Source organism: Pararhizobium antarcticum, assembly GCF_001885585.1.
GTDB classification, from domain to species: domain Bacteria; phylum Pseudomonadota; class Alphaproteobacteria; order Rhizobiales; family Rhizobiaceae; genus Pararhizobium; species Pararhizobium antarcticum.
On record NZ_LSRP01000154.1, the window covers coordinates 1 to 6,496 of the forward strand.

The following is a 6,496-nucleotide window of genomic DNA, read 5'->3' on the forward strand; positions in this document are numbered from 1 at the left end:
AGCCGCAACGATCAGAAGTGCAATCTCTTCGCGCTTGAACATCATCATTTCCGGCGGCACGGGCTCGGGTAAAACAACGCTCGCTAACGCGGTCATCGCCGAAATCGTCAAGACCGCACCCGATGATCGGCTTGTTATCCTGGAAGACACGGCCGAAATCCAATGCGCGGCCGAAAATGCCGTCCTTCTGCACACCAGCGATGCCGTCGACATGGCCCGTCTGCTGAAGAGCACCATGCGCCTTCGCCCCGATCGCATAGTTGTCGGCGAGGTCCGCGACGGAGCCGCACTTACGCTTCTGAAGGCCTGGAACACCGGTCATCCGGGCGGCGTCGCGACCATCCACTCGAACACCGCCATGTCGGCCTTGCGAAGATTGGAACAGCTCACGGCTGAAGCCAGCCAACAGCCAATGCACGAGGTGATCGGAGAAGCAGTCGATCTCATCATCTCGATTGAGAGAACGCCCAGGGGACGGCGCGTGCGTGACGTCATCCACGTCGAGCGCTTCTTCAACGGCCAATACGAGATCCAGTCCGATCAACTCACGGAAGAACAGGAGGCGCGCAATGTCGCGTAAGAGCACAGCCATCGCAATCACAGTTTGCGTAACGTCGATCGTCTTCGCGACCGCGGCACCTGCATTTGCCAGCTCGGGTGGCGGCAGTCTTCCATGGGAAGGTCCGCTGGAGCAGATCCAGCAGTCGATCACGGGTCCGGTCGCCGGTTACATCGCGCTTGCGGCGGTGGCGATCGCCGGCGGCATGTTGATTTTCGGCGGAGAACTGAACGATTTTGCGCGGCGCTTGGTTTTCATCGTGCTTGTTGCCGGCCTCCTGCTTGGCGCGACCACGATCGTCGGTCTTTTTGGCGCGACCGGCGCTTCGATCGGTTCGGTTCACGATCCCCTCAGCACCTCGACACCGATCAAAAGAGGGGAGGGCGCTCATGGCTGATTCCATGTCAGGCCTCCGTCGCAACCGCATCCACCGCGCGCTCTCGCGTCCGAACCTTCTGATGGGTGCGGACAGGGAACTGGTGCTGATCACCGGGCTTGCGGCCGTCATCCTGATCTTCGTGGTGTTGACAGTCTATTCGGCCGTGTTTGGGGTTGCGGTGTGGATCGTGATCGTCGGCGCGCTGCGCATTTTGGCGAAATCCGACCCGATGATGCGGCAGATCTACCTTCGCCATATTGCCTACAAACCGACGTACCGGCCAACGACCTCGCCGTGGCGCAGATTCTGAGGAGGCGATAATGGTCGCTCTCAAACGGTTCAGGACAACCGGTCCGTCCTTCGCCGATCTAGTTCCTTATGCGGGCCTGGTCGACAATGGCATTCTTCTGCTGAAGGACGGCAGCCTGATGGCCGGATGGTACTTTGCCGGTCCAGATACCGAAAGTGCCACCGATCTCGAACGCAATGAGTTGTCCCGACAGATCAACGCCATTCTGTCGCGGCTTGGCAGCGGATGGATGATCCAGGTCGAGGCCATTCGCGTGCCCACGGTCGACTATCCGTCCGAGGACCGTTGCTATTTTCCCGATCCTGTCACGCGCGCGATCGACGCCGAGCGCCGGGCGCATTTCAGGCGGGAGCAGGGGCATTTCGAGAGCCGGCATGCTGTCATCCTGACCTACCGTCCCCTGGAATCAAAGAGGACCGGCCTGAGCAAATACATCTATTCCGACGAGGAGAGCCGCAAAAAATCCTATGCGGACACCGTGCTCCTAATCTTCAAGAACGCGGTCCGCGAGATCGAACAGTATCTGGCCAGTACCCTGTCGATCCGGCGCATGGAAACCCGCGAGACGAGAGAGCGGGGAGGGGAACGCATTGTCCGGTACGACGAGCTCATGCAGTTTATCCGGTTTTGCATCACGGGCGAGAACCATCCGGTCCGTCTTCCCGATATGCCAATGTATTTGGACTGGCTGGTAACAGCAGAACTCCAGCACGGATTAACGCCGAAGGTCGAGAACCGCTTTCTTGGGGTGATCGCCATCGATGGGCTGCCGGCTGAAAGCTGGCCTGGGATCCTTGGTAGTCTCGATCTCATGCCTCTGACCTACCGCTGGTCGTCGCGGTTTATCTTCCTGGACGCCGAAGAGGCGCGGCAGAGGCTCGAGCGCACACGCAAGAAATGGCAGCAGAAGGTGCGCCCATTCTTCGACCAGCTTTTTCAGACCCAGAGCCGGTCCGTCGATCAGGACGCCATGACCATGGTGGCTGAGACCGAGGACGCGATTGCTCAAGCGTCATCTCAACTCGTGGCTTACGGTTACTACACGCCGGTCGTTGTTCTCTTTGATAGCGACCGGGAAGCGTTACAGGAAAAGGCGGAGGCCATTCGCCGTCTGGTCCAGGCCGAAGGGTTCGGCGCTCGGATCGAGACCTTGAATGCGACCGACGCGTATCTCGGGAGCCTACCGGGCAACTGGTACTGCAACATCCGCGAGCCTCTGATCAACACCAGCAATCTTGCCGATCTCGTTCCGCTCAATTCGGTCTGGTCGGGATCGCCAACCGCACCTTGCCCCTTTTACCCACTGAACGCGCCGCCACTGATGCAGGTGGCAAGTGGATCGACGCCTTTCCGGCTCAACCTCCACGTCGATGATGTCGGGCATACGCTGATTTTCGGGCCAACAGGATCAGGCAAATCGACACTTCTGGCTTTGATCGCCGCCCAGTTCCGTCGCTACGAGCACGCGCAGATCTTCGCCTTCGACAAGGGCAGTTCCCTTCTGCCGCTAACACTGGCTGCCGGCGGCGATCACTATGAAATCGGCGGCGATCAGGAGATTGGTGAAAGGAGACTGTCGTTCTGCCCGCTCTTCGACCTTTCCACGGAAGGCGACCGGGCTTGGGCAAGCGAATGGATCGAGACGCTCGTCGCGATGCAGGGCATTACCATCACCCCTGACCATCGAAATGCGATATCACGGCAGGTTGGTCTTATGGCCGGCGCGCAGGGACGGTCGCTGTCGGATTTCGTCAGCGGCGTTCAGATGCGCGAAATTAAGGACGCCCTTCATCAATACACCGTCGATGGGCCGATGGGTCAGTTGCTCGATGCGGAAGAGGATGGCCTGACGCTTCGCGCCTTCCAGTGCTTCGAGATCGAACAGCTTATGAATCTTGGCGAACGAAGCCTCGTGCCGGTCCTCACCTATCTGTTTCGCCGGATCGAGAAGCGGCTTGATGGATCCCCAAGCCTGATCATTCTCGACGAGGCCTGGCTGATGCTCGGTCATCCCGTTTTTCGCGCCAAGATCCGGGAATGGCTGAAGGTGCTGCGCAAGGCGAACTGCGCGGTCGTTCTGGCGACCCAGTCGATCTCTGATGCTGAACGCTCGGGCATCATCGACGTTCTGAAGGAGTCTTGCCCGACCAAGATCTGCCTTCCGAATGGCGCTGCGCGCGAGGCCGGGACCCGCGAATTCTACGAGCGGATCGGTTTCAACGAACGCCAGATCGAGATCGTCTCGAACGCGATCCCGAAGCGCGAATATTACGTCGCGAGTCCAGAGGGGCGGCGGCTGTTCGACATGTCGCTCGGCCCTGTCGCGCTCAGTTTTGTCGGCGCCTCGGGAAAAGATGACCTCAAGCGCATTCGCGCGCTGAATTTAGAGCATGGCCGCGACTGGCCGATCCATTGGCTTCAATCGAGAGGAGTCCACGATGCCGCATCGCACCTCAACGTCACATAAATGGCTTTCCGGCCTCACCATCGCCGTAACGATGTTTACGTCCGTCACGACAGTACAGGCGGGATCAGCAACAGGCGCTGCCACCGAGTGGACGCAGCTCGCCAACAACGCCCAACTTATCGACCTGATGAAGAGCTCGGGTTTGCAGGTGGACAATCAGCTCACCCAGATCAGCCAGTTGGCAGAGCAGATCCAGAACCAGCTGAAGATCTACGAAAACATGCTGCAGAACACCGCACAGTTGCCCAACCACATCTGGGGTCAGGTCGAAGTCGATCTCAACCAGCTCCGCAGCATCGTTGATCAGGGGCAGAGCATCGCGTTTTCCATGGGGAACGCAGACGACGTGTTGAAGCAGCGCTTTAAAAGCTATGCGGATCTGCAGTCAAATCTGCCAAATGCGGAGAGTTTTTCCACCACGTACCAGAACTGGTCGGACACCAATCGGGACACCATCGGCAGCACGCTGAAGGCTGCAAGCCTGACCGCCGATCAGTTTGACAGCGAAGAAAGCACCATGAGTTCGCTTCGCAACATGTCGGAGTCGGCTGATGGCCAGGTCAAAGCGTTGCAGGTCGGTCATGAAATCGCCGCCCAGCAGGTCGCGCAGATGCAAAAGTTGCGCGGTCTCGTTTCCCAGCAGATGACCATGATGGGCACCTGGCTTCAGACCGAACAGACTGACAAGGATCTGGCGCAGGCGCGGCGAGAAAAGTTCTTCAATTCGCAGGTGACCACCATACCCAGCGGCCAGAAGATGGAGCCCCGGTGGTGAGCCGTCCCGCCATCTTCGTCACAGCGCTGATCGTCGCAGCTGCGGCGACCTCTGCGGCGATATTGGTCGTAAGGAGCAACGAGCCTCAACGACCTCACCTAAGCGAGGAACAACGGCTCACCCGCCAGACGGTCTTCGGCTCCAGTAACGAACCCCCGCCGATTGAAAAGGGCCAGAAGATGCGACCACGATGGTGAAAAGTGATCTCGAACGTATGCTTTTCCTCACGGCACTCATGTGCCTCCTGCTTGCAGGCCCCGCCTTCGCCCAGCAGGGCCAGGTCCTGACGGAGTTGGAAAATCAGGTTTCCACAGCGGCAAAAGGCTGGGAAACCACGATTATGGACGCGGCCAAGTCGTTGTTCTGGATCCTCGCCGGGATCGAAATCGGCATTGCAGCCGTATGGCTGGCGCTTCAGGCGGCCTCGCTCGACAGCTGGTTTGCCGAGCTTGTCCGCCGCATCATGTTCATCGGCTTTTTCGCCTTTGTCCTCAACCAGGGACCTACATTCGCCCGCGCCGTGGTCGACAGTCTCTACCAGATTGGCGCAGGAGGAGGGTCTGCCTCCCCTGCCGAAGTCTTCGATGCCGGCATCCGCGTTGCCTCGCAAATGTCGCAGCAAGCCAAGTTCGGCGTGTTCGAGGACAATGCCCTGGCGATAGCCGCGGTTCTATCGATGGCCGTGGTGGTGATTTGCTTCTCTCTTGTCGCGGCTATTTTCGTGGCGGTCATGGTCGAGATGTATGTCGGCCTTCTTGCCGGCATGATCATGCTTGGTCTCGGCGGATCCTCGTCCACTAAGGATTTTGCTATCCGTTACCTGATCTACGCCTTTGGCGTCGGCATGAAGCTCATGGCGCTGGTGATGATTGCCAAGATCGGATCGGAAGTCTTGCTCGGGCTTGCCTAGGCCCCGACGGCCGAGTCCGACCAGTTCATCACGACCCTCGCTATCGCCGGCATTTCCGTCGTCGTCTTTATCATCGCCATGTATGTGCCGAACATCATCCAGGGCGTTGTCCAAGGTGCTTCCGTGTCTGGCGGCATGGAGGCGATCCGCCATGGCGGACAGGCCGCCTCCTTTGGAGCAGGCGGCGCGTTTTTGGCTGCGGGTGCTGCGGGCGCCGGTTTTGCCGCCGCCCAGGCTGCTCGTGCCACCGGTTCGTCGGTCGGCGGCGCCGCCTTGCGCGGAATGGGTTCCGGAATTGGGTCCGCCGGTAAAGCTGCAGGCTCCGCAGCCAAGGATAAGGCGATTGGATCTCCAGGCGCCTATGCTGGCTCCATCATGGGACTGGCAAACGCAAAGCTGGATGAGAGCCGAAGCGGTTTCAGCGGGCCAAAACCGTCTCCCGAACGCAATGACAAACTATAAGCAGAAAGGGAGCATGTAATGGCTTCAAATCATGGCTCTGAAAGTCCGTACCTTGCTGCACGACAGGAATGGACCGAGCGATACGGCTCCTATGTTCAGGCGGCACGCGCATGGCGGATCGTCGGCATTGTCGGGCTTTCGATGGCCGTGATCGGCTTCAGTTACGCGATGTATCTCAGCACCCAGGTCAAGCTGGTGCCCTACATCGTCGAGGTCGATAAACTTGGCACGTCGATCTCAGCCGGCTTCCCACAGCAAATCGAATATGCCGATCCCCGCGTCGTGCGGGCGACGCTTGGGAATTTCGTAACAAGCTTTCGGTCGATCACGCCAGACGCTGTTGTTCAGAAGCAATATATTGACCGGACTTATGCGCTACTGCGGACCTCCGATCCGTCGACCCAGAAGGTCAACGCCTGGTTTCGGGGCAATTCGCCGTTCGAAAAGGCGAAGACATCGACGGTCTCGATCGAAGTCAACAATATCGTCGCCCTTTCCAACCAAACCTACCAGATCGACTGGACCGAGTACGAGCGGGATAGAAAGGGCAAGGAAACCGGCACGCGTCGGTTCCGCGGGATCGCGACGGTGACGCTGACCGCGCCGCAGGACGAGGCGATCATCCGCCTCAATC

At 59.2% G+C, this 6,496-nt stretch carries 7 protein-coding genes and 1 pseudogene; all 8 read left to right on the forward strand.

Annotated features, from left to right (window positions below; all coding sequences use genetic code 11):
• Positions 1-580, forward strand: a 580-nt coding sequence (locus AX760_RS25860; protein WP_175552144.1) for an ATPase, T2SS/T4P/T4SS family, incomplete at its 5' end; no start/stop codon positions are given.
• Positions 570-956: a TrbC/VirB2 family protein gene (locus tag AX760_RS25865; RefSeq protein WP_071835895.1), complete on the forward strand. Its 387-nt coding sequence runs from the start codon at positions 570-572 to the stop codon at positions 954-956. The genes AX760_RS25860 and AX760_RS25865, both read left to right, overlap by 11 nt.
• Entirely contained in the window at positions 949-1,248 is a 300-nt protein-coding gene (locus tag AX760_RS25870) for a conjugal transfer protein TrbD (protein ID WP_071835896.1), read from the forward strand. The genes AX760_RS25865 and AX760_RS25870 overlap by 8 nt, the downstream gene beginning before the upstream one ends.
• A 10-nt stretch (positions 1,249-1,258) precedes the next feature.
• Positions 1,259-3,715 (forward strand): conjugal transfer protein TrbE, encoded by a 2,457-nt coding sequence (locus AX760_RS25875; protein ID WP_071835897.1) that lies wholly within the window; start codon positions 1,259-1,261, stop codon positions 3,713-3,715.
• Positions 3,687-4,490: a P-type conjugative transfer protein TrbJ gene (trbJ, locus tag AX760_RS25880; protein WP_071835898.1), complete on the forward strand. Its 804-nt coding sequence runs from the start codon at positions 3,687-3,689 to the stop codon at positions 4,488-4,490. The genes AX760_RS25875 and trbJ overlap by 29 nt, the downstream gene beginning before the upstream one ends.
• Positions 4,487-4,687: an entry exclusion protein TrbK gene (gene trbK, locus AX760_RS25885; RefSeq protein ID WP_071835899.1), complete on the forward strand. Its 201-nt coding sequence runs from the start codon at positions 4,487-4,489 to the stop codon at positions 4,685-4,687. The genes trbJ and trbK overlap by 4 nt, the downstream gene beginning before the upstream one ends.
• A gap of 17 nt (positions 4,688-4,704) precedes the next feature.
• Positions 4,705-5,862, forward strand: a pseudogene (gene trbL / locus AX760_RS25890) (P-type conjugative transfer protein TrbL).
• A gap of 18 nt (positions 5,863-5,880) precedes the next feature.
• Positions 5,881-6,496, forward strand: a 616-nt coding sequence (gene trbF / locus AX760_RS25895; RefSeq protein ID WP_071835900.1) for a conjugal transfer protein TrbF, incomplete at its 3' end; no start/stop codon positions are given.

Coding starts and splice junctions, on each gene's coding strand:
- AX760_RS25865 (WP_071835895.1), top strand. CDS start 570: ATGTCGCGTAAGAGCACAGCCATCGCAATCACAGTTTGCGTAACGTCG.
- AX760_RS25870 (WP_071835896.1), top strand. CDS start 949: ATGGCTGATTCCATGTCAGGCCTCCGTCGCAACCGCATCCACCGCGCG.
- AX760_RS25875 (WP_071835897.1), top strand. CDS start 1,259: ATGGTCGCTCTCAAACGGTTCAGGACAACCGGTCCGTCCTTCGCCGAT.
- trbJ (WP_071835898.1), top strand. CDS start 3,687: ATGCCGCATCGCACCTCAACGTCACATAAATGGCTTTCCGGCCTCACC.